The following is a 26,016-nucleotide window of genomic DNA, read 5'->3' as shown; positions in this document are numbered from 1 at the left end:
GTTCACGCAAGATGATTTCTCTCAAGCCTGCTCTGCAAGAGGCTCAAGCCCCTGTTTTTTGCGGTAATCATTGATTGCCCTGTGGGTCGCTTCCCTGGACACCACCGAACACTCCAGTTTTCCCGGAGGAAGCCCCTCAAGCGCTTCAGCCACGGTTTCGTTCGTAAGCTCCCAGGCTTCTTCAAGGGTTTTGCCTTTTATCATTTCAGTTGCCATGCTGCTGGATGCGATTGCTGCTGCACAGCCAAATGTCTTGAACTTTACATCCTCAATCCTGTTGTCCCGGATTTTAAGGAAAATTTTCATCTGGTCCCCATGGGGGTTTCCGGCTTCTCCGATACCGTCAGCATTCTCTATTTCCCCCACATTTCTAGGGTTCATAAAATGGTCCATTACCTTTTTATTATACACAAAACTCCCTCACTTTTCACACTCGTTTTCTGGCTTGTAGAATGGAGATATCGCTCTCAATTTTCCAACGACTTCAGGCAGCACTTCGAGGACATAATCAATATCTTCTTCGGAATTTGCATCCCCGAGGGTCAGGCGCAGGGAACCCTGGGCGGTTTTTGGAGGCACCCCTAATGCCCTGAGCACATGTGAAAGTTCAGAAGAACCCGAAGAGCAGGCGCTGCCTGTTGAACAGCAGATCCCCATCTGGTCAAGCATGAGCAGCAGGGATTCCCCTTCTATATACTCAAAACTGAAGTTCAGGTTCTCAGGAAGGCGTTTTTCCGGATGCCCGTTGAGCCTGCAGTAAGGAATTTCAAGGGTTCCGACCATAAGGCGTTCTCTCATTTTCCTGAGCTTTTCATTATGTTCCTCGATATTTGAGGTTGCAAGTTCTATCGCCTTTCCCATGCCTACGATCCCTGCAACATTTTCTGTCCCCGGGCGTTTTTCCCTCTCCTGCGCGCCTCCGTGCATGTAATTGTCAATTTCTGTCCCTTCTTTTATGTAAAGGGCTCCGACCCCTTTTGGCCCGTAGAACTTATGCGAGGAAAGGGAGAGCATGTCCACATTCTTATGTTCCTTTTGCATGTCAAGGGGAACCTTCCCTATTACCTGTACGGCATCGGTATGAAAAGGAATTCCATGTTCCCTGGCAACCTTCCCGATCTCTAAAATGGGCTCTATTGTCCCTATTTCGTTATTGGCATACATGATCGAGATCAGAATGGTATCCTTTCTTATTGCGGTTTCCAGGTCCGAAGGGTCTACAAGCCCGTATCGGTCTACATGCAGATATGTTACATCAAAGCCCTGCGTTTCCAGATACTTGCAGGGGTAAAGCACTGCATGGTGTTCGATTGGCGTGGAGATAATATGCTTTCCTTTCTTTTGCCTGGCAAAAGCCGTGCCTTTGATAGCCCAGTTATCGGATTCGGTTCCCCCTGAAGTAAAATAAATTTCTTCGGGCCTGGCTCCAAGAGCCTTTGAAAGCTTTTCCCTTGAGGTTTCCAGGGCTTCCCTGCCTTCTCTGCCTATCGAGTACAGGGAAGAAGGATTCCCGTAATTTTCTTTCAAAAAAGGCAGCATAGTTTCAACCACTTCCTGTTTTGTGAATGTGGTAGCTGCGTGGTCCATGTATACTAAGCGCTTCTCTCCCATCAGAACACCCAATGAAAATAGGAGTTTTCTCGATATGAATTTATTGTGCGCCCTTCGAAAACTTTCAGTTTGTACCTTTAGATGTGAAAGTGTCGGAAGTGTGAAAAGTATCTAGAAATTAGAAAGTATCCGGAAACTCGAAAAACATCTGAAAATTTGAATGTATCCGAAAATTCGAAAGCTTCTGGATATGTGGGATGTTCCGGCTATGCTGTGGTCTGGGTTACACTGTAAATAATTTCCCTGCATTAAGAAGGTATTTATAACCCGATTTCTTTAGTCCAGTTCCAGTCAACAGGAGGCAAAAGAGGTTTTGCTAAAACAATTTTCGATTATTCTTGGCATATATTTTCTGGGTGAGTTCCTTCAGGAAGTCTTCGAGTTGCCTGTTCCTGGCAATATTCTGGGCATGTTAATCCTTTTTTTCGGCCTGTATTCGGGTGTAATAAAGTTTGAAATGATAGACCGAATCAGCGATTTTCTGCTCGAAAACCTGGCTTTTTTCTTCCTTCCTGCTGGTGTCAGCCTTATAACCTGTTTTGCTGTGCTTGAAGGAAAATTGACTGCAGTCGTCGGGTTTTCCGTTATCTCAACAGTGGTTATTCTGGGTGTAACCGGGCTGACAGTAGAGCTCGTCAAAAAGTTCCTCCAAAAAAGGCCTGAGAATGTATCTTTTTCCGGAAAAGGAGAAAATAAGGTAGGGAAAGTTCCTGATAATTCACAGGCATGCGAGATAAAGACGAAAGAGGTGAGCTGAAATGCAGGCTGGTATTCCGGATGCATTTCTCAGTACGCCCCTTTTTGGAATTCTTCTTTCTTTAGTTGCTTTTCAGATAGGTACCCTGCTCTATAAGAAGACCCGTTCTTCGGTCTTTAATCCTCTTCTTGTGAGCCTTGTGCTCGTGATTCTTTTCCTCCTTTATTTCAGGATAGATTTCGAGACTTATAATGTGGGTGGAGACTACATTTCCTTTTTCCTCGGGCCTGCAACCGTTGTCCTTGCTGTGCCCCTCTACAAAAAAATCCAGCTCCTGAAAAGCGATGCCCTCCCCATAATTACAGGCATAAGTGCAGGTTGCATTGCGGGTATCTCAAGCATCGTTATCTTCTCCAGCCTTTTAGGGTTTGACAAAGTGATAACCAATTCTCTTGTCCCGAAATCCGTGACCACTCCCATAGGAATAGAGATTTCAAAACAGATAGGCGGCCTGCCTGCAATAACCGTGGCTGCAATTATAGTAACAGGAATCATAGGGGCTGTGCTTGGACCTCTCATCTGCCGCTGCTTCCGCATAAATGACAGGGTTGCAATTGGCATTGCAATCGGTACAGCTTCCCACGCTCTCGGGACAACGAGGGCAATAGAACTCGGGGAAACCGAAGGAGCAATGAGCGGACTTGCAATCGGAATTGCAGGCCTGATTACGGTTTTTCTGGCACCAGTGTTACTTTACGTGTTCGGGCTCTTGTTCTAAGAATCTTAATTTCCAAAATTTTACAATATGCGATATGCAAAACCGGAATGGATACTCTAATATTATAGACCTATTGTGACTTTTGTATTGATGTCTTCATAAAAACCAACGCGTTCTTGAATTAAAAATCATCCTATCCATAAAGAATGACGAAGAGCCAGAGAGTTAATTGAGAATATTTAATGATGTTCTAAATTCAGCGTTCTGAACTTGGGTTATTCGGAACTACTGTATATTTAATATTTATATGTTTATTAGAAAAATAGATAAATTTATTAGACACCTGCGAAAGGTCAGATAATAGTACGATATGGAGTAATTGAACTCTTGAAGAAGTATAGCCCGGTTTAATAAATACTTATTCTGACCACTAAAACTTTTTTTAATCTAAATTTTACTGGATGCCCCCGCCAACTTGTCTAGCGACCCTGTAATAAAGCAAAAAAGAAGTAAATAGTTATCAGTTTCCCTGGTCACTTTTACAAGCTAGTTCCTTACAGGTGTCACTGGCTGTTTCTACTTGATGGCTTGTTTCTTCCTTTCGTCTTCTTTTTTCTTAGTAAGACCGCTCTCCTGCGTCGAGCTTGAAGAAATATTTAGGTATAGTTAATATCCCACATTCCGCAGTATTTTTTCAAAAATCAATATTTTCCCTGATAGCATTTTTGAAACAAATCAAATTAATTTGGACTTTTAATGGAACCTGGTGAAAATTGAATGATATCGTTTTTTTGTCTTTATGATACACCATATAACTGCTTTACCTCCTGCATAAAAGTCCAATAAATCCACGTTTTATTGAAAATCGATAGCAGGAAAAATTGTGAATATGCAAAAATTTACTGCGGAAAGTGGGTAATATGGTTGTACGGGTCAGAAATATTGTAATCGTGGTCGCTTGAGCAAAGATTACTCTAGAACTTATAGATTTGTCATATTGAGCAAAGCTCACTGCTAAACCCCATCAAATAGTCCTCTTGAGCGCAGCGAAAAGGACCTCGTGCTGTTGCGCTTGCAGTGCAACTCCCAGAAAATCTCCTATTTTCTGTGATCCCGAAGCGAAACTCGGGAAGCGAAACTTCGGGGTCACCTGAAATCCGTATACATCCGCATCTGGAAATTGCCCTGTTCTATCTTTTTCTTTATGATGCCTTTTGCTAACCCCACATAGATTTCTCGAATCTGGGGAATTAGCATGGAGAAGCCTATGGCATCGGTCAGAAAGCCGGGAGTCAGGAGGGCAAAACCTCCGATCAGGACAAAGAGCCCGTGCAGGAGTTCATTTCCCGGCACATATCCCTGTGCTGTTGCCTCCTGGATCTGGCGAAGCACCCGAAAGCCCTGGCTTTTTGTCAGGTAAGCCCCAAGGGTCGCAGTAATCAAAATAATAAGTATGGTGTTAGTAGCTCCGATTATACCTCCTATCTTGATCAGGAGATAAATCTCCACAATGGGAATAATCAGAAAGAGGGAAAAGAGTTTGAGAAACATGGTGGTCAGTTTCAGAGATCCTTAAATGGTTATTAAGCGTTTATTAATTTTTATCAGTAATTAACAGTTCATTTCAAATTTTTAAGCAATAAGAAGAGTATAGTTCTTATATATTGTTTTTTTGGAGCTATATTGTTTTTCGGAGCTTTATCTCGTAAGGCTCGGGGTCTGGTAGGGCAAAAAGAATCGGAAATGGCTCTTTTTTATCTCAAATTTAATACTAAATAGTAATTTTTCAATGTTTGATTTATGCTTTATTCGAAATTTTTTTAATGCTTTCTCCTATGAACAATACTTTCATTCGATATGCTTTTCTATTCTATTCGTATTTCTATTACTCTAACTTTCACTTTTTTATCTCAGTCAATCGTATTATTTTTTATGTTTTTATGTATTCTTATATATTTATTTAATCTATCCTGTCCTACTTCCCTTGTTTTTTATCCTGCAAAATCTATTTTTTTATGAAAACGCTGTCGTTCAATGCAATCATCTGTTTTATTTTGTGTAATAAAGGGATAGAGTGTTATACGATTATTGTAATATTATACTGGTTCTCATATGCACTATTCAAACACTAATATTATGTCAAATAGTCTTACGCACTATTCACTCACTAATATATTCAATTAATTGTAAAACTATACTCCGGATGTTACACTGACAACCCCCCTAATCAATTAACAACACTCAGTCTTCTGAGGTGCCGGATAATGGACTTTGACGCAATTGACGATTTCGTATACGAAGTAATTGGAATAATCGGATCAGACCAGAAAAACCTCCCCTATGCAGCTGATTTTGCTCTGAAAAGCTCTAAAAAGAAATCTTTTTCCCCAGAACTCTTACTTAACCTCTCCAGGGCATGCAGGCAGCAAAAAATGCATATGGAAGAATACGTTTTTGCAAAGGTCTGCTTAATGCAGGCCTCCGGGAAGCTCCGTGAAGATTCTTGTTATGCGCTGGGCACTGCAGCACATGTACTGGGCTTTTTCCCTGAAGCCGAAGCAAGCTACCGTGAAATTCTGAGCGAAAACCCTGAAAATGCAGATGTAAGATGCGCTTACGCTGAACTTCTTTTAGAGCTCGGAATGATTCAGGATGCAGAAAATGAGTATAAAACCGTACTTGAAAGCTCGCCTGGAAATGTAAAGGCAAATGCCGGGTACGCTTACCTCCTTACCGAATACGGGAATGGAGTTGAAGCAGAAGAGTGTTACTTAAGAGCTCTTGTTGGCAACCCGGACTATGTCCCTGCCAGAGGCGGGTATGCAAACCTGCTCTTTGAGCTTGGTAGGCTCAGGGATGCCGAGAAAGAATACAGACTTGCCATGAACCTGGACCCTGAAGACCCCAGCCTCCACCACAACTTCGGTGTTTTACTCTCTTTTCTTGGGCGCTCCTTGGAAGCCGAGGTCGAGTACAGGAAAGCTCTTTCCCTTAACCCCAGGCACAGGAGAACTCTTTTCAACTATGGTAACCTTCTCGCAAGGGAAGGCAGAGTCTCGGAAGCTGAAGAACAGTACATGGAAGCCCTTGCCCTTGACCAGAACGATGCAAAAGTCCATTCCAATTATGCAAACCTTCTTGCCCGCTTTGGAAGAAGGTACGAGGCTGAGCTGGAATACAAAAAAGCTCTCAGTCTTGACCCTGAAAGCGCTGAGGGACACTACAGCTACGGAAACCTTCTTTCGGAACTCGGGCGCTTTCCCGAAGCAGAGGAAGAATACAAAAAAGCCCTTACTCTCAATCCTTATTACCCTCCGCTCCACTACAGCTACGGACTGCTTATGAGAAAAATGAATCGTTTTGACGAAGCTAAAATACAGTATATGAAAGCAATGCAACTCGACCCGGATATAGGGAGCAAAATGACAGAAACCTGGATTATTCTGGATTAAGAGCGATTAACCAGATGATCTAATCAAGATTTAATCAGTAAATATAACTGAAAGATCCAAATCCAAAAGATCCAAATCCAAAAGATCCAAATCCAAAAGATCCAAATCCAAAAGATCCAAATCCAAAAGATCCAAATCCAAAAGATCCGAACTAAAATATTCAGGCATTCAAAAACATCTATCGTTATCAATGGATATCTATATTCACGGCATAACTCTGACATCCGTCTTTATATCCCAACTTTTTATGTTTTTTGCCCTGGATAAAAACTATCAAAGGTCCGGCATTATATAGAGACTCCGGTTTGAAGTAGTGATTCAGGCTGGAGCAATTTTTTTCTTTTACTTCAACTAATTTTTCGCTTTAATCAGGCTGTGTCTCTACTTATTCAGGCTAACTTTTCTATATTACTGAGACCGGTTTATAAAGGTAATGATCTTTAGCTCTCCTTTCTCGATCAAGGCAAAAGCAGCAGCGTTTCCGAGCCCCACATAATCCGGGCAGGAAAAAAGGGAAAGCAGTTTGCCGTCGAACCACCATTCATATCCGGTCCTGAGAGCTGTGTGCCCTCTCACAATCCTTTTAAAACCATTTGTCTCTAAAAAGCCGTCAACAATATCCGGTCCGAATTCCTTAACAGTAGAACCCCTTGATGAAGTGCTAAGCCCCGGACGTTTTGAGGGGTCATTCCATAGATAAGGAAAAGCGCCTTCTTTTGTGATGGCATCAACACTTTCGATTCCATTGATTCCTCCGTGCACGCAGAAGGTCTGCCCGGAGATTACTGCTGCTACCGGCAGCCTGTCATATGTCCTGCTGACATTCAGGAGAAAACCCCGGTCAAAGCCAATTTCCTCAAAAAAGCCGTAATAGATGTTCATATCCATAGTTTCGTGGTTTCCTCTGAGCAGGAAAATGTTTTGAGGCTCTTCAAGTTTCAGCCGGAAAAGCTTTATCAGGACTTCTGTCCCCTGCATCCCGCGGTCCACATAGTCTCCCAGAAAAAGCATGTGTTTGCAGCCCAGTTCTTCTCTCATTCCCATTACAAAGTCAAGGGCATCAAGGTCTCCGTGGATATCTCCTATAAGCATAATCGATTCCGTAGCCTCCGGGTCAATCCGGAGCACAGCAGGTTCGGACTCAAGTACGTTACTTATCTTCGGGAGGAGAAGGCTAAGTTCTTCTTTCATTTTTGCTTTTTCAAGGTCATTTGCTAATGTTATGAAACCACCCCTCTAAATTTCCTGAATAAAGTTTTCAGAAGCTTAAAGACTGTAAAGACTGCCTGCCGGAAGTTTTTCTTATGGGATAAGAGGGAGTTTTACTCGATAAGCATTTCCGAGCCAGATACCGGAAGGTCAGTCTGCAGCTAATATTCAATAATAAATTCCCGCACGAATATGTGGTATTAAACCTTATTACCTGCATATACTAAAACAGAAAAGGAAGTTCAAGCAGAAAAAACAGAAAGTAGGAAAAAGAGGTAATGAATAAAGAGCAAGATAAAGAGAGATATGCGAAGTTTAAGGATCTGAACAGGAGTATGGGAAAATGGAACTTGATATCAGTGAACAGGACCCTGAAGAAATGGACCTTGCAGATGTTGCGCTTGAGTATGAAGAGCTTGTCTCTGCAATATCTATTCTGGAAAAGAGGCGTGAAGAACTCAGGACCCGCATTATGAATACCTTTGCGGAAAAAGAAATTGATGTACTGAGAGTAGGGCATGTGGAGCTCAGGCGGTACAGGGTGGATTGGAAACTCTGGCACATTAACAGGCTGAAGCCTTATCTTATGGAGCGTGAACTCTGGGATATGGTCGAATCAGTTGACAGGAAGAACCTCAGTAAGCTAATAGAGAAAGGTTCCCTGACTGAAGAAGAACTCAAGGGCATGTATGATGTGGAGACAAGGTACAGTTTGCATGTGAACAGAGTTTAATGGAGTTACCCGGATATTCGATTCATCTGTTTTTATTTTTAGATTCTTCTGGTCCCTATCTTTTTTAAGCCTCTCCTTTTTAATTTATTTAGAGAATTTAATATAGCTAATTATTTTAACTCTGTCATTTTTGACAAGCTATCTGGCGCTTTCAAAGGATTTAAAGGCGTGGATTGGGCTTAAAAAATAGTATCTGTTCAGTATGGCGATTTTGAAAATAGATTGGCAGACAGGACTAAATAAACTAAAAGGTTTTAAAGGAAGAAGAATAATATATATTTGCTGTGAATTCCAAGCATTTTCTTTAATATAGGGAATGTGGAGCTATAGGCGGAGTCAGGAGACACAACCTGATTCCCAATCACCTTTATCTTTTCACAATCGGGCGGGTATCATCTGTTGCTATTGTGCGGTCATAATTTTACCTGTTCACAGCCCGCCCTGACTAACGATAAACATCTAACATCAGCCATAAAATCACCATAGCACAGACAGCTTTTCTTCTGTGCAAACTTGAAGCAAGCTTTTTGCCATAGCTTTTTCACTTGCTTCACTCCAAATTGGGCAAGGGTTTTCCATATCTTTCCCTGCGCCCTGTGCCCCTCTTTTAAGGATTAATTTAGAAGGGCTTACGCTATCGGATTTTTGGATATTATAAGACGATATAAAGGGAATTATAAAAATATTATCAATAAAACCATCTAATACCATACCGAACTCTTAGATGATAGCGCACTCTCCTTAAAAACATCTTAATTCTACTTTTAAAAGAGGTTTTCCTCTTTGTGTCTTTGCGAAGCTCTTTTGAATTTCCACACGCATCAAGAATGGATTCCTTTGGAGCATCAGGATTAATGTAAGCGATAGGTCTATCATACAGAGCACAAACACGCTTTGATATATTCCTTCCATCTGCTCCATAGCGATGGATTTTTATCTTTGCCATTTCCCCCACTCCATTTAACTTGCATACACACCGGCGGCCTTCCACTCATAAGTCCATTCTTTAAATATCCCGTATCTGTGGATATCAAATGTATCCCCATCGCCAAAGCTATAATTGTCTATATTGACTTTATAAACATTTATTGCCGTCTTGGTTTTCCGGCATAACTTTTTAGCGTAGTTATGCGCTTTGCGCCCTGACCAGAATGTATAATCAGCATGTTCTCTCTGATAGCCTGACCTTTCAACACAAACAAGATACGCTATTCTGACCCTGCTCTTTCTCTTATGATGCCTGTGTTTCTTTCCCCGTGGATGTAACAGCCTATCCAGCCAGCCGAAAAATCCCATGTTACCGCATACTCCTTAAAAGCCGCTTTACTTTATGCATCCGTGGTTCTTTTGCGGTTTCCATTAATGATTCTTTGGCTTTCCTGCATTCATTCAGCATATCTTTAGGCTGTTCATTAGCCTTAAAGACATGATGAGTATAGTCACCAGTATAAGGATGTAAAGCATCATTTGCCCTTGCGCATTCATTTAAGAAGCTGTTTTTACTCCGTTCCATTATTCCCACACCCTTGTTTTTACCATAAACTGCTTGATTCAGGAACTCTTACGACTGGCTTGGGTGAATTGGAACTTTTGCCGCCTGTATTCCCATCTGGAAGGATTCCCTGACTTCATCCATTGGCATCCTGAACTTTTCCTCTAACATGCAATCGAAACAGATACCAAAATCTTCTTTTTTGTCCTCAGTGTACGCCCAACCAATGAGCTTATTGAATACTCTTTCTGTATTTTCTCCAACTTCCAGCGTTGGCGCAAATTCCACAGACTCGCCACGGGATGTTTTTTCATTTATTACTTCCTGATACAACTTTCCAAGTATGACCCATGCTTTCTGTTCATTTTCGTTTATCATCTATCCCCAACTCCCTGATATTATTTATTCAATCCTGTTTTGTCACAGTTATTTGGTTCAGCAGGTCGGACAGCTTACATATACTGTTTTTCCTTTTTCAATTATTACCAATTTCTTACCTGAGTATGACCATTCATACCCACACTTCGGACATTTTATTATTTTTGCCATACATAGTAATAGTCATAGTCATATATAACTTGTCTATGAATAGAGAGAGCTTTGGAAATTGTGCAGAATTAGGATAAATTTGTCAGGGATAGGGTAAATGCCCATACGGGCGCAAAAAATAGCTCAAAAATCATTAAAATGAATTAGAAAAGAAAGGATGAGGGTTTATTTTACTACTCTGGATATGCTGTAATGCCGGTTGTTAAGAGTTCTCGAAGTCAATTTTATTTTGAACACCCCATAAATTTCTTACATTAATTTCTTCCTTCTGTGTTGCTGAGAGTTCATATTTTCCACCTTTATCCAGAACGATATTTTTTTCACCTATACCAGGAATTTTTGAGACCGATAGCGAGAAAAAAATCTCGCACATCTTCGGTCTAACAACTGTAAGATCATCGGGTTTCCAAAAGCCTGAACCAATCTTTGCAATTAGTTTATTTGGAACAATGCCTACGTTCTCGTGATTATTTACCTTCTTTTATACAAAAAAACACTAAACAGACAGGCTATGCTGTAAGCTATTTCAAAGTCAGGTGTTTTCATATTACTATTTTCAGAAGTATTTTGGCTTTGGATCTGTTCAGCCGTTTGTTCAACATTTGACCCTGAAATATTTTCATCGCTCACTGTCAGGTTAACATTATACGTTTTTGCTATATCTTGTTCCCACGGTCTTTTGTATATTACATGTATATATTGGCTACCTTCAGAAATAGCTTTAATTTCCCTTATACGAACCCCGCTCATACCTCCTCTTTCTTCTATATATAGTGACGGAAGATTATATTGTACTACTTTCTCACTAAGAATTGTGAGACCCTGACTCATATTGAGTTGTGAAGCATAACCCCCATCTGAACCATAGTCGATAAGTACTAAATAGAAAATCTCTCCATTTCTGAGACTTATGTTTGTTCCATTGTCAGACTCATTCAACTCGGTTATAACATGTGTGGCATTGACATTGAAGTTTGAAACAGGAACTACTGACTTTCCTCCTATAAACTGTCCAAAGGCAACAGGACTATTTCCTACATTAATAGATCCAGTAACCTTATTTGTAGCAGTGTCAATTACGGAAACGTTATTGCTACCCTGATTTGCTACGTATACCTTTTTTCCATCAGGGGTGACTGCAATTCCGTTTGGATAACTTCCTACTTCCACGGTTCCTATAACTTTGTTTGTTGCAGTATCAATTATACTTACGCTACTGTTGCCATAGTTCGCCACGTATACCTTTGTTCCTGATGGGCTGACCGCAATTCCAGAAGGTTCTTCTCCAATTTTCACTGTATCTGTAACAGTATCTGTTGCTGTGTCAATTACAGAGACGGTGCCGATAACAAAGTCTGCATCCACTTCTACTATGCCTTCAAAATGTTCACGGATATTAGTCACATACACTTTTGTTCCGTCAGGGCTTACTGCAACTCCTACAGGATGGTATCCAACATTTATAGTTCCTACAACTCTGTTTGTGGCAGTATCAATTACAGCGACTATATCTTGCCTACCCCAATTCGCCACATATAACTTCTTTCCATCAGGGGTTACTGCAACTCCCAGAGGAGTATCTCCGGTAGACACTGTGGCTGTGATGTTGTTGGTTGAAGTATCAATTACTGAGACATTTCCGCTATCAGTAACAAATACCTTTTTTCCATCAGGGGTAACTGCAATTCCGTAAGGAATTTCTCCTACTTCCACAGTTCCAATAACATTATTTGTGGATATGTCAATTATAGAGACAGTTCCTTCTTCATTCACCACGTATACCGTTGTTCCTGCTGGATTGACTCCAACTCCTAATGGATAATATCCAACATTTACCGATCCTATAACTTTGTCTGTGGAAGTGTCAATTACTGAGACATTTTTACTCCACATATTCGAAATATATGCATAAGGACTTGCAGATGCTGTAGATGAAACAAGAAACAAACATAAAATCAAAGATGCTACCGATAAAAATTGAGAAAATACTTTTTTGTAACTCTTCAACTTATCCTCCTCCGCCTTTTTTTACATTCAATATATTCCAGAGTGGTCTTATTAAAAATTTTCTTTTTTAAGTTATATTTCAAAAATATCGTGAAAAAGAGGAAGAAGAGATTTGGTTGAATCCTGATATCGATGAGGCGAGTAAGCTTCTCCCATTATTGAAGCCGTTCCCTGAAGACAAGCTGGAAGAATGGGAGGTTGGAGCTGGAGCAAGAGACCCGAAAAACGATTATCCAGAAATTATTGAGCCACTTAAATCCAGCAAACAAAGAACCTTGTTTTAAGCATTTAAACAGAATATATCTGCGTTAGTGTTCTGCCAGAATTTCTGAGAATCAGATTCCTTTTCTAGTTTATCATTAATAATTAGCTTTTATATACATTCACAGAGAACTTCAAATCTATGCAACATTTAATTAAAGAAGTTAAACTTCTTGATGAGAACTATTCCTTTTTAAACAATTCTGAAACTTCCGAAAATCGGATAAGGTTTCTGTCAAAGTTAAATATCTTCGTTGGAGAGAATAATTCAGGAAAGAGTAGGCTACTAAGAAGTTTATTGTCAAACGAATTAGATTATGTTCCCGATTCATCCTTTATTGAAGACTACAATACTTTTGTTGAAAATCTCAAAAATGAGTTTGAATCTTACTTTCAGAAAAAAAAGATTGATATTAAAGGTTTCATAAACCTATATAAAACACTGGATGAGATAAAAAATATTGAATCTATAAATAAATCAATGAACTTAAATGAGAAACTGTCAAAACTTGAACAAAATATTCAACAATTGGAAAATCAAGGTAACATTTTTTCGGAAGGAGTATCACACACCACAATAGCCCAAAATTTATTTCAAATATTTAGGGTAAAAACATGTATATTTGGAGAAAATCTTGAACAGTCTTTGAAACTACCTGAGTTTCAGAAAATATACATTCCCATACTCAGAGGTACGAAGCCCATAAAATATACTGAGAGTGAAGGGTTTCAGTATGCAGACTTCTACGGTACAAGGATAAGAAAAGACTACTTCACTGATGAAGTCTCAAACAAAATCGAAGTCTTTACAGGGTCTACATCTTATAATGAAATTAAACGTTTCTTATTAGGAAATCTTAAGGAACGAAAATTGATAGCAGGATATGAAAAATATCTCTCTGAAAATTTTTTTGATAATAAACCCATCGCATTAATTCCTTCACAATCAAATGGCGTTATTACAGTAAAGGTCGGAGATGAAACAGAGAGACCTATTTATGAAGTTGGTGATGGAATTGAGTCAATAATCATTCTTACAATGCCTCTTTTCCTTAACAAAGGCAAAAGTTTACTTGTATTCATAGAAGAGCCTGAAAAATTACTACATCCAGGATTACAGAGAAAGTTAATTGAAACTTTACTTTGCGAAGAAGGGTTTGAAAACTACCAGTATTTCATAACTACCCACTCAAATCATTTACTAGACATAACTTTTGATTTTTCAAAAATTTCTGTGTACACTTTAAGAAAAAAACTTGATGATGGAACTCATGATGAGAAAGACCCTAAATTTTCTATTGAAAACTTGTCCCAAGGCGATAGAAGTGCACTTGAACTTTTGGGAGTCCGTAATTCTTCAGTATTTCTATCAAACTGTACTATATGGGTTGAAGGAATTACAGACAGGTTATATTTCAGACATTACTTGAAATTATACCTTGAATATATGAAAAATAAAGGAGAAGATTTTGCTGAATTCAAGGAAGATTTTCATTATTCTTTTGTGGAATATGGCGGGGGAAACATAACTCATTGGTCTTTCTTAGATAAAGAAGACCACCCCATTAATGTTGAGAAATTATGTGGAAAATTATTTTTGATTACTGATAAAGATAAAAATAAGGATGGAAGACACGAAAAATTAGAAAAAGAACTTGGAGTTCGCTTTTATTGCCTTGAATGTAAAGAAGTTGAAAACCTTCTCAGTAAGAAAGTACTCCTAGAAGTTGTCAAGGATTATGAGAAAGCAGACCCGATAATTGAGGACTTTGAAGAGTCGGATTACAAAAATGTGTACCTTGGTAAATTTATTGATGATAAATTAGGTGCTGATAAAAAAAGAACGGCTTCTTATGCTGATAAGTCTGGTACTGTTAGCGATAAATCTGGTTTCTGTCTGAGAGCTAGAAAATACATTACGGAATGGGATGACCTTTCAAATGAAGCAAAAGGCATTTGCGAAAGAATATACCAATTCATTAAAGAGAATAATGGATGAATCCTTTGAAATGATTGCTTCTGGAAGACGCAGGATTTAAAGAATTTCAATGGATAAAAGAAGCCGGAATTTGTCAGGGATAGGCAAGAGTTCAGGAAAGGAAATAAAGTGGCTCTATGAGCATTAGAATTAATTGGAGGCGGTTTCTGAGGACTCAATTGAATCCTCAGAGTTTTTCCTTGATTCTTTCAGAATCCAAAAAAAGGTACTTTCCGCATGTTTGCGCTGTTTTCATGTAATTGAATTCCATTTTACAGGGTAAGCAGTGCCAGCACATAACTCCAAATTCTGTATAAGGATTTGAAGCCCTTCCGTGAAGTTTCATTTTTTCGCCGCAAATCGGGCATTTTCTTCTTCTGTAAAGCATATTACACCATCTCCATGAACTCTACCTTATTGCAATTCTTTCCGAACAGTGAAGGAACAGTTTCAGGCTCTTTCATATTCCTGTTCATTGTGACTTTATTTGGATATGCCTTGCCCTTTATCTTTGCATCCTTCTTTATCTGAATTGTAAGGCGCTTTGCTTCCTGCCCTGATATTTCCTGCACACATATCCTGACAGCCTGTTTGTCTTCAGGGGTTCTTTCAAGGATGTATGAGTATTTGTTTTCGGAGAGGTAAGCACAGAGCTTTGGAACGTTGCTTATATCCTCAAGATAAATTATGCGGGTTTTTCCGTCTATGACTGTTTGAGTCCTGATTTCTTCATCGAAATGCTCTTTAATCCATTTCTCGTTTCTGGTTTCGTTTAAAGTCAATTCACTTCTAAAATATAATTGCACTGAGATTGAAGAATTGTACAATTTTATATAAGCATTGTACTTTTCATTCTTCTCAGTGCAATTATATTTTGATTGTACCTTCTGTTCTTGGTTTTTCGTACCAAGATGAATCTTTGCAAGGGATATTCCTTCATCAAGACTCTTCCTCTCTGTAATTTTTGCTCTGGTGAGATAGGATTCACATGTGACAGTTCCATCTTCTAAGGATGTTTTGCGCCCTGTTCCCCATGTGTTTGTCCCTGCAACTGGATTTGTCCTTGCTCCGATATAGAACACAACAGAAGGCACTTTGCCCATAGAATCCTTTGTCCTGTCCTGAGCCTGAAGAGTGTCAGCATGAACCGAATATGTTAGCATCTGTCTCGATTCTTCTGCATCTTCTGTGATGATATCAAATGTGTTTGCGGGCTTGTGAGCCATTCCTATCATGATGCCTACTCTTGCCTTGCAAGGTGTTCCCATAGTGTCACGGGCTTTATAATATGTTACATGATGCGGAAATCCTTTTTCTGCCAAGCATGTTTTTATTAGCTTTGCTGTTTTCTGATTTGGAGCGCAGATAAAACAGTTGTCTCCGCCAAATACATTCATTATTTTTATGCAATCCTCGGCAATCTCATACCTGTTATTCCAGAATGAATATCTGCCCCAGTGTGGTGAGTATGTTTTGTTGTCACAGATTACGAGATGGTTTGCGTTTGTGTTATGCGGGTCGCCACCAGTGCCGAAGAACATATTCTCAATTTTGTTTTTGTCAATGAATTTGCATAAGTTTGGAAAATTAAGGACACTTTCATCTGTTGTTGCACTTGTAAGCAATACCCTACGTGTGCCGTTTCTCCTGTTTGTAATAATTCCTATGTATTCTGAAATGAGTGATGTTGATCTTTTTTTTGCCGGTGCAAAGGTAATTGTAATATCGTTATCTGCTCTTACTCCGCTTATTACAAGGACTTCTGCTGTTACTAGGCTGATGATTTTTTGAAGTTTGACTATATCATCCATTTCTATTCCATACTCTTTCCTGTGGATAGTAAGAAGTTCAACTTGCTTCATTACTGATCCTATGAATTTTACTGTCTGGAATGAACCGATGTGGGATGTGTTTTCTCCATATACTTGTAGGTGGTTGTAATAATATTGCAACTCTGTAGATTTTTGATATATTTTCCGCACTGCTAACGTTATGTTCCTTGTCATCTCGCTATATCTCTCAGAAAACAGGTTATCATGACGTATATCATAGTTTTGATAATCCATTATTTCTTCAAATCTGTTTACAAGGGTTATGATTTCTTTATAGCTTTTTTTCGCCTCAGGTGTTGCTTCGAGCTTTTCTTTAATACCCGAAATCTCAATTAATTTTTCTCTTGTCTTCCTCGATAGATTTGTTCTCTCTATTTCAACCGGCACGGAATCAAGATTTAAATACGTGTGGATTTCATCAAAGAGATGGATATCTGCACTTAGAATTTTATCCATAATTTTGAATATAATTTCATCCTCGCTCTTCTCTTTGTTGAGCCACTTTTCCAAAAGTACACAGAGTTTGTGGTAGGTAAGGACAATTACCTGTGGGTCTTTCTTGAGTATATCCATTTCAGGGCACTCGTCAAACCTTGGACATACGGTGCAATCTGTTGGTAAGATTAGAGTGTCAAGTCTTTTCAGGTCTGGGAATTTTTCCATCTTGTCAATAAGATATAAGCAAGCTTTGTTTGATTTCACATGGGATACGTCTTCTTTTTGGAGTTTGCCCAATTCCACAACATCCCTTACAATGGTTTCCTCCGCAATTCCGTGGTGAGGAACGATAACAACAATTTTCTTGCCCTGCCTGAGAGCTTCAAGGATTAGGCTTGTTGTTGCCCCTGCACGAACGACCTTCATGACATTGAAAACTGAGTATGGTTTTCCTCGCATAGCTTGAAAAATTGCATGTGCCGCTAATAGCCGTGCATCTGTCAAATTTAATACAGAATTTAGGCGCTCAGCTATTTTTAGAGCTTTAATATCCGTGATAGTATTGCAAAAATTTTCAATTACTTCTGTTTCACTCATAAGTATCAATCCTGTTTGTCAGGATTGACAGAAGAAGAACAAGCCAGCCGATAATGAACGAAACTTATTTATACTTACGTACTAATTAGCATATAACGAAAGTTTTGTTTCTGGCTTTTTCTGCGCCTTTCTTGTTGGTAGCTTGAAAGGTGCTTTCTATCAATCCTTTTTGTTTTGTTGTTTTAGCACATTTCTCCGTTCTTTGTGTAGTTTTTAATTCTCTGCCGTCTTGTTTTTGCACGTCGCACTTTACTATAATCATCTGGATTATCTTTCCATTTTATTTCGTTTGCGTGTATTGCTTTTTGAATTGTTTCTTCTGATATTCTTTGTAGCCTTAACTCTTCAGGCACCCAACCAGCATCGAGAAGTTTGACTGCTCGTTGGAATCCTATGATACCTTTCATTCATACCACCCTATAAATTGACCAAAACTTGATATTTTGAACAAAATCGCAACTTATATTTAAGCGTTTACTTTTTTTAGAAAGTTATAAAATGAGTTTATGTTGCTATATGTCAGCCGCCTTTATTTCAAAATATTTTGAAACCATTGCACCACAAAGCCTTCTGTGCGTGTTTCTCCAACGGGTATATATAGGATTAAGTTTACAAAGTGAAGGAATCGCATTACTGTATGCAAGATTTTCTTAGAGCATCATAGGTTGTGCACAATTCATGCATAACCGCCAAGACATAAACAGCCTTGAAACATGCCGCAACTCAAGAAAAAAATCCAGCCGGAAAATTTGCCCTGCTGGTTATATCCAGTATATAAATGCCTATAATCCCGTTCAACCCTGCCAGACTGAAAAAATCAAGCCCGCCAGTAATATATAAGGAGAAAAAAGAGAGAAATTTAAAGAAAAAAGAGAGTAAGCTTGCCAAGGGCTGAAATGAAAACCGAAAAACACAATCAGTTGCCATCTTAGCCCTTAATGCTGAAACACTATCAGGCGACACTATCACAGACCAACGGCTTCTCTTGCTGTTTCCAAGTCTAATCCGGCTTCCAATCCTCTTTTATTTGGTTTCACCTTCGGTTGCCACTTTGGGAAACAAACCAGATGCTTGAAGTTGAGGTCATATCCCCTTTGTCGCCTATTGTATGCAACTCTGAGCCATTTTATGCCAGCCTCAGACACCCTGTACTTATATGGATAGCAGGCTGATTTTCTCGCACCTCTCAAGATTAGAGGTTTCTTTACACGTTTACTGTAATGACTCAAGCGGTCTTCAACATTGTGTTGTCCCATACCAGTATATTCAGCAATTTCTTTTGCTGTGACAGAAGTTAAATCTCCTTTCTTGGTCATTTCATATATTGCTTTCAGTATTCTATATTTTGCCTGATTATAAAGGTGTGATACACCGGTTGCAGTCATTCAAGCATCACCCTTCTCTTTCTCTTTCCCTTCTTGCTCTCTATTGTATCCTCTGCTGTTGCGAACACGGTACGCATACAATAGAACATGTCATTTCTGCCCATTGTAGTGCCGTATTTGTTTGCGTGGGTAGCACGCTCAAAGCGTTCAAAGTAATTTCTTGAGATATCTTTTTTCAGGCACACATGAGCCATTTTCGAATAATATGTCCTTGAGAGCACGATTTCATAATTTTTTCCTATGCGTTCTATGAAGCTTTTTACCCTTTGGGTATAGGGTGCAATGCTAAACTCGCCATACTCTGCGTCAAGATTCCGTTCAAGGATATATATATCACCGTGCTTTTCCGCCCCAAGGGCAATAAGAACCTTCTCAGAGTGTTTATATCCCGCGTGAATCTGGCTCGCCTGCATAAATTCCGTAATATCATCACAGAGTAATACAAGACTATTTTCAACTTCTACTCTTTCAATCATGTTTTTATCCTCCTTACTTAGCCTGTCTGAGTATGCATCAATTTCGTTCATAATTATCAACTTATTTTAATGAGTTTAAGACCATCCAAAAAATAGCCCATAAATTTATACTAGCCCCGTTCTATTTTTTGAATGGCAAGCATTAGCTTCAATTACAACCAAGCCTCACAGCTTGACTCGTCAAGGATCAGTTTTGGTGCTGGCATCTCCTTGGGTTTCTCTCTGATCTGTGGAACTTCCTGTTTGACCTGTGGAACTTCCTGTTTGATCTGTGGAACTTCCTGTTTGACCTGTGGAACTTCTGGCAAGGATGTTCCAAACGCCTGCTTCATCAGAGCTTTAAGCCCTATTGTCCGGTGTGCTCCATTTGCCGCCCGAAGGCTTACCATAATGCCGTAAGGTGCTCTGTAGGGCTGGATCATTCTACTGTTATGGGTTTTACTTCTAATCTGCCCAATGCTACTGATTTCGTAATCCTCAAAGCCCGTTATTACCTTCCATTCTTCTGTTTTCATCTTATCCTCAAGTTTTTTTGGTAGTGCACGGATGTTCCGTGCTTTCGGCTTAACCGGCTTCTCTTTTTTTGGTTTAACTGGTTTAACCGGATTTACCGGATTTACCGGATTTATTATCTCTTTCGGCTTTTCAGGCTTAATTATCCCTTCGCCGCGCTGAAGCCGCTCTTTTCTCTTTTTTCTTCGTTCCCTTTGCTGTGCATTGATTTTTTCCTTGTTCTTTTTTTCATATTCTTTTTTATAAGGTTTGAATCGCTCCCTGTTGACTCGTTGGTAATCTCGCCGTTGCTTCTTTTTTAATTCAGGAAAGCAAGCCTTACAGACCACGTATTTAGACCGGCTGAACTCTTTCTCTTCTTTCTCAAGCCCGCACACTGAACATGTTTTCATAATATCCCCTCAGATGAGGGGCTTACTTAGTGCCAATGCCTGCATTTCTCCAATACTCGGAGCATCATAATGGATTTCCGCAACTCTCAGAGAATCCCCCAATAGCTCACAGGCTTGCCTCTGTGTCCAACCAGAAGCTTGAGCCAGCTTGTAACATGTGGCTCTCAATGAGTGAAACGGTCTGGCTTCAAGCCCTGTCCGCTCAAGATGCTCATTCAGGATGTCATAGCACTGCCTTGAAGAAATGTGGGCATTTGCAAATTTTCCGGTTTGCTTCGGAGATGGAAACAGCCACGGTGATTTCCTGCATGTCTGGATATGCATGTTAAGAAGCTGTATGGTTTCCGCAGAAGGGATTTTAACGGTTCTGGTGCGCTTTTTCTTGCTTTCGTAGTATGTTATGTTTCCAGTATCAGGGTTGTAATCATTACGCTTAACATTAACCAAATCTTCACGGCGCAACCCGATTGAAATTGCAAGAGCTATCATAGCTTTATCTTGCAAGTTGTTAAAGGATAAAAGCAATGCCTTGACTTGTCCAGCCGTCAAAGCGTGCTGTCCAGATTTGTATTCTGTTTTAGAAAATCTTCCCATTTTTGACCCCTATTCCATTTATAATTTTTAGTAAGAATATATATGCCAATCATGCTATAAATAAATTGAGGCTTATTACATTGTGTGCCTTTTTTGGCGGGAATAGGAATATAACGTATGAAATTAGAGAGTAAAAACGAAAGAAAAGCATAGTAGAAAGATTCTTTAGCTGGATAGAGTCATGCAACCAAGAAGTTAGTATTTTTATTTTGAGTGTATTTTCCTATATTTTAAAACACTTTCATTTAGCTTGTTAGATAATTGATTAGAATAACGGAACTCTGAAATCGTCCAAACAACGAAGAAAATTGGTGCTACAGTTATGCACCCTAATGTAACAGTACTAAATATCCTCAAAAATACTATTATGTTGTAGGCAACCAAGACAAGAATCGTAAAAACTCCTATATTGACATTCCATTTATACAAAAAGACAACTTCATCCAGTATTTCATTTTTCAATAATAGTTCATAAAAACCATTTTTAGAATCATTAACAATTTCCTTTGAAGAACTTCGTGATTGATAACAGAATACAACTAGCAATGCAATAATAGAAAACGATATACCAACTATCCATACTCTTAATTTAAAGACATCAACGATATAATTAAACGGATTGAATATGAATAAGTAAACGGCACTTAGTAGTAACCCAAAATATATGCCTACATCTTTATAAAAATGCTTTTTGTATAGAAGTACATCTTTAATCATTTACGAGTTCATCCTCTGAAAATATATACTTTTTAAAAACAGTCAGCAATGCAAGAGCAAATTGAGTTTTTTCTTCTGTTAACATTTCATCAATTCGTTTTCTTACGGCTTTATCTTTTAAGTTAATTTTTTCAAAGTTACCATCTGGATTTTGACCTAAAATTACACTACCTCCATATCCTGAATCGGCTATCGAAACACCGCTCATAATATGACTATCTAAATCTCTTGATAGGCCAGTTTGTTTTTCCGATTTAAATTTAGCCGTTAAAACATCCGTTTGTTCTTTGTCTAACAGTGCTTCTATTTTGTCAAATGTTGGTTTGGGACATGGATTTGACTTCCTTATGTTAATTAGATAGACTTCTACTAATCTAGAAAATGAATTAATCTTCTCAAAAATATCAAAGTTGTCTTTTTGATAGTGAATTTCTATTTTTGAGAATAATTCTGTTGCATTAAGATGATATAACTTTTTAAAATATTTTATAAAACAATCATCGTCTATTTTATGGTTACTAGTATATCGATTCCTAATTAACTCCATTTTAGATTGTGATTCCACCAGGCATTTCATCCCTTTCTTCCATTTTGTATCTCCACGTAAATAGAACTGGTTTTTTGTTGAGCTGATTTATATATTGACTAATTCTTTCTTTTAATTCTTTTATTGAGTCTACTCTTATTCCTCTCAACACGCCTCTCACCATTTTACTGAAAAAACTTTCGATTATATTCAGCCACGAAGCATGTTTGGGTGTGAAAACGAATTCAAATTTATCAGGAACTGTCGCCAGGTATTTCCGAGTTTCTTCTGATGTATGCATTTTAAGATTATCCAGAATAATTATGATTTTTTCTTCTGGAAACATTGACACAAGCTCTCTAAGATATTCAACGAACTCACAGCTTCTATGCTGCTCAAATACTTTATAATAAATTCTCCCAGATATCAAATCAATTCCAGCTAACAGTGAAAGAGTTCCGTGTCTTTTATACTCATAATCTCTTGCTATTGAGGAATAATGCCCTTCTACTGGCATAAGATCTGGATAAACATTTCCAATTGCCTGAATACCTGGTTTTTCATCGTAGGAAATAATCACTATCTTAACTTGTTCATTTTTTCTTTTTTTTCATTTAGTCTTTTAGCTTCTCTATATGTATCCAGAACATTGGCTGCTTTTTGATCAAACTCTGGATCAACTTTAGCAATATAATATTTGATCTTATGTGGTTTTATGTTGCTTGCATTGAGAATCTTTGAAATTGTTCCCTGATTTATCTTCGACAAATCAGGGTGTCCTTCTTTGATACAGTTCTCCCGTATATGCTTCGCAAGAAGTCTCTGAGTCCAGATTTCATGAGGATGACCAAGATCTTTTGGCTTCGTACATGCAAGTGAAATTACAAAAGCCCGTGATTCGGCACTAATGTCTTGAGGTCTTCCACTTCTGGATTTGTCTACTAAACCTTCTTTAACCCCTAAATCTAAAACTCTTTTTATCCATTTTCTTACAGTTTTATAATCTACTTTCAACTCTCTGGATATCTCAGTATCGTTTTTTCCCTGATAGCTTAAAAGTATGATTTTAGATCTTTCAACAATGCTTGCTGCTTGATTTCTAGATCGGCTGAGCTTGATAAGATAGTCTAAATCTTTTTGAGTAAATGATAATTTGGAACGACGGCTTATACGAGACATAAGGTTATTTATCTAACAATTAATATAATTATTTTATGGATTTATATCAGAATCGAAGCACTAGTAAATGCAATTGATAAATCACTGAAGACAACAAATTTACTAACAGCAAATAATTCGTCAATGATTTCAGGGTCGTATGTTAAAGTTTCTTTATCCACTAAAACATCATGTTTTGAAGATAGCTTCGATTTATATAATTCACCATATATAGCACGTGAGTCAGCTATTTCTAACAAATCCACTTTTTTAAAGTGATATAAAAAAGACTCAGATGAAACTGCCACATTACCCTTTAATCCATCATATATTACATCCAAAGGGTTTTCTTTTCCAAAAGATTTATGCGTAATCTTTCCTAAGTTCACTTGAATAGTTTTACTCATGCATACCTTATGAGTGAAAGAGTACTCTCTATATAATTTTTGCTAAAACTTAACTTTATACGATTAAGTGATATTTTGACCAACCTCATAGCTTTTCAATAGCAACCTTTTAACATAAAATGATGGTGTCAGGGAAAAGTGAATAATAGATTTTAACTTAAAACCTGTTCATGTAAGAAAGAGAAAAGGCAGGAAAAAATAGTTTCCTTTGGGTTCACAAAGAGAATTCTAATTTCATCCAAAGTGTGTTAAAAAACGTGTTGAGGAGGGACGGGATGAAACGACCCACCCTAAGTGAGAGGGAATGACGCTATAAGAGGTCATTATAAGGTCATTAAAGATACAAAGTAACTATTCAGCCACTGATAAAAAAGTATGTTTTTTCAGCAAAATGCTGAAATTCTCAGAATAATAGCGGCGCTCCTTTGAGCGCCACGAGAATACCGTCTATAACAGGTAAATCGTTCTTTTTAATGGTTGAGATATAAGCTCTAATTCTGCAGAAAGCTTCCGCTCCTTGTATAGTTCTGAAAGTTCCTGATATTTTCTGCTGTAATTTCATCATCCTTATGTCTCTTTCTGCTTGGTTATTCTCAAACGGAACTCTCAAGTCATTGAGGAATCTCAGGATCTGTTTTTTGTTTTCTATAAACCTGTCAAGTAGGTTCCTTGCTTTTGTTTTTGGATTTTTACCACGTTTTCCTTGTTTTTCAGGGTTTAGAGAAGGTGGATTTTCTTCAATCCCTTTCATGACTACAGCATCGAACCTTTCTTCTAACACTTTAATTTGCTCAAAGTCCAGATCTTTGACCTGCTCTTTACACTCATCAGTATACTTTTTCATTTCTGTTAACAGTTCATTCATCTCTTTAGCCCATTGCTGTTTATAGTTCTCCTCAATTCCAGTAAGTTCTCTCTGGAGATGAGCATTGCAAAGAGCATGATCACATTCATAACTGTTATAGGGTTTCCATCCGTCATGAACTGCTATTCCTTTAAACTCTGGAAGAATTCCCATGGCATTAATTGCTTCTGATCCTCTTTTTGAGTGAGCAAAATAACAGGTGTATTTGTCATTAGAAGCTACATGAAGCCAATGCCTTTTTCCTTCAATTTTCATCCCAGTTTCATCACAATGGATTACAGGAGAAGTTATTAACCTCTCCTGACTCACATTTTCAAACTCCTCTAAATTCCGGAAGCATTCTTTTTCTGCTCTGATTATCGTAGCAGAACAGATTTTTATCCCCATAACGTCATCAAAAAACTCTAAAATCCTTTTATAGGGAATAAACTGGTAGTTTTTACAGTAAATTGCTGAAGCTAAAATATTAGGACCATACTGGACGGGATATTTCACAGATTCTGGAAAAGAAGCTTTATTTGATTTTCCACAGTGAGTACAGGTCTTAATCTGACTTCGATGTTCCGTAACAATTAGATTTACAGGAGGAATATCAAAAATTTGTCTTCTCTCATAAGCTTCAACTTCAACATCCTCAAGAGTATGTCCACATTCTTTGCAGCAGGTCAAAGAATGTTCAATTACCTAATCAGGATCATTAACCATATCAAGAGTTGTGCCTGGATGACCTTCTTGACCTCCAGGTTTCTTCCCACTCTTTTTCCGGAGACTCTTGGGATTAGGTTTTTCTTTGACTAAAAAGTCAGTAGAAGGAGGTTTACTGCTGTTTCTGCTATTTTGATTTAAGCGAGATTCTAAAATCCTTACACGTTCTTCTAGTTCAGCAATTCGAATAGCTTGTTCTTCTATGATAGTTTCAAGTCTCTGGATTACAGAAATTACAGCTTCAGGACCAGCTTCATAGATAACGAGGATCTCTTCACGTGTAAGCATAATAACGAAACAAAATAGGATTCAATTTATATGCAATTTTTCCTCGAAAAGAGGAAAAATTGTAGCCTTTCAAAGGCTACCTGAATTGTTACGATACAAAAAGGGAAGAAAAATATGGAAGCTTAAAAATCAGTTATTTAATCAGCTAATYCCATAGTAATAAACTTCTTCATTAAATTCAGTTTTCTCTTCTATTCTAGTATAAGATAGAGAACTGGTCTCAATTGGTGCATATTCCCCATCTTTTACACGCTTTAAGAAAGTGAATATTCCTTGTGCTTCATTTTTATCTGTTGTCATACTTTGTTACCCTCTCTAAAATCCATTATATATTGCATTTATTAGTATATTATCTTTTTACCTATTTCAGTAGTTCCGAATAACCCAAGTTCCGAATGCTGAATTTGGCAGTCATC

General features: G+C 38.3%; 26 protein-coding genes and 2 pseudogenes. 6 read left to right on the top strand and 22 right to left on the bottom strand.

The genetic code is table 11. The features are described from left to right. Positions 1 to 21: 21 nt before the first annotated feature. Together nifU and nifS are read right to left on the bottom strand one after the other, a co-directional pair. Positions 22 to 411, bottom strand: coding sequence for a Fe-S cluster assembly scaffold protein NifU (gene nifU / locus MSWH1_RS11135; RefSeq protein WP_082088115.1), 390 nt, complete (start codon positions 409 to 411; stop codon positions 22 to 24). A gap of 9 nt (positions 412 to 420) precedes the next feature. Further along, on the bottom strand, positions 421 to 1,611 hold the full coding sequence (gene nifS / locus MSWH1_RS11130; RefSeq protein ID WP_048128548.1) for a cysteine desulfurase NifS: 1,191 nt from the start codon (positions 1,609 to 1,611) through the stop codon (positions 421 to 423). Positions 1,612 to 1,924: 313 nt separating this feature from the next. Between nifS and MSWH1_RS11125 the strand changes: the two genes are divergently transcribed. Both MSWH1_RS11125 and MSWH1_RS11120 read left to right on the top strand, forming a co-directional pair. Continuing rightward, positions 1,925 to 2,368, top strand: coding sequence for a CidA/LrgA family protein (locus MSWH1_RS11125; RefSeq protein WP_048128546.1), 444 nt, complete (start codon positions 1,925 to 1,927; stop codon positions 2,366 to 2,368). 1 nt (position 2,369) lies between these two features. Beyond that, positions 2,370 to 3,086 carry an LrgB family protein gene (locus MSWH1_RS11120; RefSeq protein WP_048128544.1) on the top strand — a complete coding sequence of 239 codons (717 nt, stop codon included), beginning with the start codon at positions 2,370 to 2,372 and terminating at the stop codon, positions 3,084 to 3,086. A 1,086-nt stretch (positions 3,087 to 4,172) separates the two neighbouring features. Here the strand turns inward: MSWH1_RS11120 and MSWH1_RS11115 are convergent. Continuing rightward, positions 4,173 to 4,577 (bottom strand): FxsA family protein, encoded by a 405-nt coding sequence (locus MSWH1_RS11115; RefSeq protein ID WP_048128542.1) that lies wholly within the window; start codon positions 4,575 to 4,577, stop codon positions 4,173 to 4,175. A gap of 713 nt (positions 4,578 to 5,290) precedes the next feature. On the opposite strand from MSWH1_RS11115, the gene MSWH1_RS11110 reads away from it, so the two are divergent. Continuing rightward, entirely contained in the window at positions 5,291 to 6,478 is a 1,188-nt protein-coding gene (locus tag MSWH1_RS11110) for a lipopolysaccharide assembly protein LapB (protein WP_048128540.1), read from the top strand. Between the two features lie 30 nt (positions 6,479 to 6,508). On the opposite strand, the gene MSWH1_RS19200 is transcribed toward MSWH1_RS11110, so the two are convergent. Then, positions 6,509 to 6,646 carry a hypothetical protein gene (locus MSWH1_RS19200; RefSeq protein ID WP_156148161.1) on the bottom strand — a complete coding sequence of 46 codons (138 nt, stop codon included), beginning with the start codon at positions 6,644 to 6,646 and terminating at the stop codon, positions 6,509 to 6,511. Positions 6,647 to 6,886: 240 nt separating this feature from the next. Beyond that, on the bottom strand, positions 6,887 to 7,669 hold the full coding sequence (locus MSWH1_RS11105) for a metallophosphoesterase (RefSeq protein WP_048128538.1): 783 nt from the start codon (positions 7,667 to 7,669) through the stop codon (positions 6,887 to 6,889). Positions 7,670 to 8,030: 361 nt separating this feature from the next. Between MSWH1_RS11105 and MSWH1_RS11100 the strand changes: the two genes are divergently transcribed. Further along, a complete protein-coding gene (locus tag MSWH1_RS11100) occupies positions 8,031 to 8,420 on the top strand; it encodes a hypothetical protein (RefSeq protein WP_231591741.1) in 390 nt (129 codons plus the stop codon). 477 nt (positions 8,421 to 8,897) lie between these two features. Here the strand turns inward: MSWH1_RS11100 and MSWH1_RS11095 are convergent, their stop codons facing one another. From MSWH1_RS11095 to MSWH1_RS11070, 5 genes are all read right to left on the bottom strand, one after another. Next, on the bottom strand, positions 8,898 to 9,131 hold the full coding sequence (locus tag MSWH1_RS11095) for a hypothetical protein (protein ID WP_048128536.1): 234 nt from the start codon (positions 9,129 to 9,131) through the stop codon (positions 8,898 to 8,900). Positions 9,132 to 9,380: 249 nt separating this feature from the next. After that, a complete protein-coding gene (locus MSWH1_RS11085; RefSeq protein WP_048128534.1) occupies positions 9,381 to 9,716 on the bottom strand; it encodes a hypothetical protein in 336 nt (111 codons plus the stop codon). A 1-nt stretch (position 9,717) separates the two neighbouring features. Continuing rightward, on the bottom strand, positions 9,718 to 9,933 hold the full coding sequence (locus tag MSWH1_RS11080; RefSeq protein WP_048128531.1) for a hypothetical protein: 216 nt from the start codon (positions 9,931 to 9,933) through the stop codon (positions 9,718 to 9,720). Between the two features lie 48 nt (positions 9,934 to 9,981). Continuing rightward, positions 9,982 to 10,290 carry a hypothetical protein gene (locus MSWH1_RS11075; protein WP_048128530.1) on the bottom strand — a complete coding sequence of 103 codons (309 nt, stop codon included), beginning with the start codon at positions 10,288 to 10,290 and terminating at the stop codon, positions 9,982 to 9,984. Between the two features lie 642 nt (positions 10,291 to 10,932). After that, positions 10,933 to 12,468, bottom strand: a complete 1,536-nt coding sequence (locus MSWH1_RS11070) for a beta-propeller fold lactonase family protein (RefSeq protein WP_231591739.1) — start codon at positions 12,466 to 12,468, stop codon at positions 10,933 to 10,935. A 116-nt stretch (positions 12,469 to 12,584) separates the two neighbouring features. Here MSWH1_RS11070 and MSWH1_RS19195 point away from each other — a divergent pair, with 116 nt between their 5' ends. Continuing rightward, entirely contained in the window at positions 12,585 to 12,752 is a 168-nt protein-coding gene (locus MSWH1_RS19195; protein WP_156148160.1) for a hypothetical protein, read from the top strand. A 119-nt stretch (positions 12,753 to 12,871) separates the two neighbouring features. Further along, positions 12,872 to 14,728, top strand: a complete 1,857-nt coding sequence (locus MSWH1_RS11065) for an ATP-dependent endonuclease (RefSeq protein ID WP_048128528.1) — start codon at positions 12,872 to 12,874, stop codon at positions 14,726 to 14,728. Positions 14,729 to 15,096: 368 nt separating this feature from the next. On the opposite strand, the gene MSWH1_RS11055 is transcribed toward MSWH1_RS11065, so the two are convergent. The 12 genes and pseudogenes from MSWH1_RS11055 to MSWH1_RS19190 form a co-directional block, all read right to left on the bottom strand. Then, on the bottom strand, positions 15,097 to 17,574 hold the full coding sequence (locus tag MSWH1_RS11055) for a hypothetical protein (protein ID WP_048128525.1): 2,478 nt from the start codon (positions 17,572 to 17,574) through the stop codon (positions 15,097 to 15,099). Positions 17,575 to 17,756: 182 nt separating this feature from the next. Then, entirely contained in the window at positions 17,757 to 17,981 is a 225-nt protein-coding gene (locus MSWH1_RS11050) for a hypothetical protein (RefSeq protein ID WP_048128523.1), read from the bottom strand. A gap of 558 nt (positions 17,982 to 18,539) precedes the next feature. Further along, the gene (locus MSWH1_RS11045; RefSeq protein ID WP_048128521.1) at positions 18,540 to 18,959 is read right to left on the bottom strand and encodes a hypothetical protein; all 420 of its coding nucleotides are present in this window, start codon (positions 18,957 to 18,959) and stop codon (positions 18,540 to 18,542) included. Continuing rightward, on the bottom strand, positions 18,956 to 19,435 hold the full coding sequence (locus MSWH1_RS11040; protein ID WP_156148159.1) for a hypothetical protein: 480 nt from the start codon (positions 19,433 to 19,435) through the stop codon (positions 18,956 to 18,958). The genes MSWH1_RS11045 and MSWH1_RS11040 overlap by 4 nt, the downstream gene beginning before the upstream one ends. 152 nt (positions 19,436 to 19,587) lie before the next feature. After that, a complete protein-coding gene (locus tag MSWH1_RS11035) occupies positions 19,588 to 20,325 on the bottom strand; it encodes an NUMOD4 domain-containing protein (RefSeq protein WP_156148158.1) in 738 nt (245 codons plus the stop codon). A gap of 24 nt (positions 20,326 to 20,349) precedes the next feature. After that, positions 20,350 to 20,934 carry a site-specific integrase gene (locus MSWH1_RS11030; protein ID WP_048128513.1) on the bottom strand — a complete coding sequence of 195 codons (585 nt, stop codon included), beginning with the start codon at positions 20,932 to 20,934 and terminating at the stop codon, positions 20,350 to 20,352. Between the two features lie 204 nt (positions 20,935 to 21,138). Further along, a complete protein-coding gene (locus MSWH1_RS11025; RefSeq protein ID WP_048128511.1) occupies positions 21,139 to 21,651 on the bottom strand; it encodes a hypothetical protein in 513 nt (170 codons plus the stop codon). Next, complete coding sequence (locus MSWH1_RS11020; RefSeq protein ID WP_197074591.1) at positions 21,644 to 22,216, bottom strand: hypothetical protein; 573 nt, start codon at positions 22,214 to 22,216, stop codon at positions 21,644 to 21,646. The genes MSWH1_RS11025 and MSWH1_RS11020 overlap by 8 nt, the downstream gene beginning before the upstream one ends. Next, positions 22,200 to 23,356: pseudogene (locus MSWH1_RS18345) on the bottom strand (IS630 family transposase). Before MSWH1_RS18345 ends, MSWH1_RS11020 begins: the two are co-directional and overlap by 17 nt. A 41-nt stretch (positions 23,357 to 23,397) precedes the next feature. Further along, complete coding sequence (locus MSWH1_RS11010; RefSeq protein WP_048128507.1) at positions 23,398 to 23,742, bottom strand: hypothetical protein; 345 nt, start codon at positions 23,740 to 23,742, stop codon at positions 23,398 to 23,400. A 403-nt stretch (positions 23,743 to 24,145) separates the two neighbouring features. Further along, positions 24,146 to 25,600, bottom strand: a pseudogene (gene tnpC, locus MSWH1_RS11005) (IS66 family transposase). 141 nt (positions 25,601 to 25,741) lie between these two features. After that, complete coding sequence (locus MSWH1_RS19190) at positions 25,742 to 25,900, bottom strand: hypothetical protein (protein ID WP_156148157.1); 159 nt, start codon at positions 25,898 to 25,900, stop codon at positions 25,742 to 25,744. Positions 25,901 to 26,016: the final 116 nt, after the last annotated feature.

This window comes from Methanosarcina sp. WH1 (assembly GCF_000970005.1).
Taxonomy (GTDB): domain Archaea; phylum Halobacteriota; class Methanosarcinia; order Methanosarcinales; family Methanosarcinaceae; genus Methanosarcina.
This window is presented reverse-complemented; position numbering and strand designations above follow the sequence as displayed.